This is a genomic window from Nostoc sp. CHAB 5715 (assembly GCF_020829685.1).
Taxonomy (GTDB): Bacteria; Cyanobacteriota; Cyanobacteriia; order Cyanobacteriales; family Nostocaceae; genus Nostoc.
This window is the reverse complement of sequence record NZ_JAIVFR010001111.1, coordinates 1-2,265: the sequence shown is the minus strand read 5'-3', so window position 1 is coordinate 2,265 and position 2,265 is coordinate 1. Positions and strand designations below refer to the sequence as shown.

At 47.8% G+C, this 2,265-nt stretch carries 2 protein-coding genes; both read right to left on the bottom strand.

The features are described 5' to 3' along the window. Positions 1–1,701 (bottom strand): hypothetical protein (locus LC574_RS36545; RefSeq protein ID WP_229458505.1); only part of this gene is annotated, 1,701 nt, incomplete at its 3' end. A 1-nt stretch (position 1,702) separates the two neighbouring features. Then, entirely contained in the window at positions 1,703–2,002 is a 300-nt protein-coding gene (locus LC574_RS36540; protein WP_229458504.1) for an NYN domain-containing protein, read from the bottom strand. Positions 2,003–2,265 lie beyond the last annotated feature (263 nt).

Sequence of the window (2,265 nt, the reverse complement as noted above, 5' to 3'; positions counted from 1 at the left end):
CTTGTCACGTAGAGAATCGGTTCCAAATGTCAGTCCGCTTATAACGAGATCGTTGCTTTCGATGCCATTAATAAGTCGAATAATGATATCTCCACAATTCTCGTGCGTGTACGAAGCTTGTGCATCCATTTGGCTAACGGTGGCCAAAAGCTTGATTGTGTCGATGCGCTTTTCGTCTGAACTTCGCGTTACGGCACTCACAAGAGCGTGCTGTGCTTGACGGGGTAATATGCCCCTGCGAAGGACGCCGAAAACGTCCGCTTTGGCGCGGTCATTGAGCGGTCGTAACAAGTTCGCTATTCCTTCGCCAAGGAAGAAGAGGCGGAATTCATCGTGATCAAACTCTAATGAATTAGGTGCATTCGACGAAGGTACTAGCATCGCGTGCCCTCGAATGCGTTCCCGAATTTGCTGCGCTTGGAATGTGTTCTTGCGGCTCGATTCGCTAAAGTAATCAGCTACAAACTCAAGATAATCTCGCTTGAGATAATCGACCCGCGCTTCCCACATCGCCACCGCGATTTGTGAAAGTAGCTCGCAATGCTCATTCACGCTAATCAAAGGAGTGCCAACCTCACGTTCGCCCGATCGATCGATCCATTTTTCGTTGGCCTCTCGTTCGATAAGTCCTCGTACAAATACAGAAAAGAAATCGGCGCCTGATTTACTCAGTTTCTCAAGCAATTCATCCAGAGATGTGCTCTTGATAGCGACGTCGACAAGTCGCTTCACAAGTACTGCTCGCGTTAGCAATGCGTGGCCTTCCGTAAGTCGTTCGCTGACGCGGGTGTAAAGCGCTTCGGAATCGTCAATACGTCTTTTGTCGCAATATGCAATAAACTGCGCTTTGTTCCAACGGTTTAATTCAAGCTTTCCGAAACCGACGGAGAAGTTTCGAATTGTGTCAAATAACCGCTCTTGGATGCGAAGGTTCTCAAACTCGAAATACGCTTTGCGGGCGGCAACCATAACAGCCCCTTGGGAATCTAGTGATCCAACAAGTATCCCCATCGCCGAGAGCGCTTCTCCCGAACTGCTTTCGACAAACATTTCCTCGAATCCATCAAACGCAGGGACAATTACCCCCATCTTTACAAGGGCTAGGAATGAGTTGTAATAAAGAAAAGGGAATCTATAACGGTTTTGAAGGACGCCTACGGTGATATCGTCAAATCTAAGAAAGTGTCGGCCGCCAAGTGGAATAGGCACTACAAGCCATTCAGCTTCTCCGCGAACGAAAAGATCTGCTTGCGTACGAGCCATTTGGTTAATTAGTGATGTCTTTCCCTCGCCAGCATCGCTCGTGATGTAGAGCACGGTTGCTTCAAGTGGGCTGCGATCACTAATTGTTTCTAATGCCGTGACCAATGCATTGTCTGTAGTGATGGCTTTTTCTTGTGGTCCTTTTTCAAGCGTTGGAAGTAAAGTGGCGGCTGGTGGCACGAAATACTCTGTAAGTGGAATACTCTCCTTGAGGCGCGCAGCCAACAGTGGAAGACGCGCTAATCTTGTTAGAATCCATTTGCTCGCTGGTTCTGGCCCGCTTCCCTCATCAACGTAGACATCTCCTGACTTCACCGACAGATTTCCAATTATCAAGTCGCCATTCACTGAAACGACTATTTGCGTTTTGTCGAATAGAAGTTCTGTTCCTGGATCGGAAAAGGTCGTAACGATTGATTTAAAGTCATTGATCTGCATTTTATAAATCTACCTCAAAAAACTTCCCGCCGCCTTGAGGGAATGAAGTTCTTGTACCGTTGCGTTTCGGATGGATTCTTATTGCCGAAGTCCCCTGGAGTAGCACGGTTCGGAGTGGTGGAAGGAAGTCGTCATCTCCGCTAACGAGTACAACTACATCGTATTGAGCATAACCGCCGTGGATTAAGTCGCACGATAGCATCGTGTCCACTGTCTTCTGTTCATGCCGGTAGACTAGGTTGCTGCTGTTTGTGGAACATCCCGGTTTGGCGCATTGCCCAGTCCGTATGAGTGTTTTCATCAGTGGCAATAAACAATCTTTCTCTGTGCATCCTACGTTCTCGGGCGTTTCAACCCGAAGGTTGTTGGGGCGCCCTTTGCGGCGATAAGTGTTGAATAGATGGTGGCTAGGCTCTTGAAGTAAAGCGACCGCTAATTCGGCTTTTGCTGTAACAGTAACGCTCACGGTTTGATTGACTTTAGGTAAGCGGATAACAGCTGGGAAATCTCTTTGAATCTCAATGGTTACGTCCTGTGCCATCCTAGTCATTAGCGTTTCTTCAT

Bases quoted from the DNA above. Each gene is read 5' to 3' on its own strand.
- LC574_RS36540 (WP_229458504.1), bottom strand. From the start codon at position 2,002: ATGAAAACACTCATACGGACTGGGCAATGCGCCAAACCGGGATGTTCC.